The sequence below is a fragment of the Bacillus sp. mrc49 genome (genome assembly GCF_002803435.1).
In genome coordinates, this window is the sequence record NZ_PHNG01000297.1 from 1 (window position 1) to 420 (window position 420).

1 protein-coding gene is annotated in these 420 nt (G+C 41.0%); it reads left to right on the plus strand.

Annotation, left to right across the window (positions count from 1 at the left end; translation table 11 throughout):
* Positions 1-79 precede the first annotated feature (79 nt).
* Positions 80-385, plus strand: coding sequence for a YlxQ family RNA-binding protein (locus CVN76_RS02035; protein ID WP_061144653.1), 306 nt, complete (start codon positions 80-82; stop codon positions 383-385).
* The last annotated feature ends 35 nt before the right edge of the window (positions 386-420 follow it).

A 420-nucleotide genomic window follows, 5' to 3' on the forward strand; every position in this document is an offset into this window, starting at 1 on the left:
ATCACCTTAGTACCCAAATCGATTCTTCCCTTTATGAACAATTGCTTGAATTAGTGAATAAGGAGAAAAACTAAACATCATGACCCAACAACAACAATGGATGTCTCTATTAGGATTGGCCAATCGAGCACGCAAGCTAATTTCGGGTGAAGAATTAGTGGTTAAAGAGATTAGAAGCGGTAATGCCAAAGTTGTTATTTTATCCGCGGACGCTTCAAAAAACACTGAAAAAAAAATATCTGATAAGTGCGCATTTTATCAGGTTCCTTTAAAAAGAGTCGAAAGCAGGTCCATGCTCGGCCATGCGATAGGCAAGGATGCTAGAGTTGCCGTCGCAGTTCTGGATGAAGGTTTTGCACAAAAACTCCGAACGCTGCTCGATTAAATTTTACGGGGGTGAACGTATGAAGATCGGAAGAG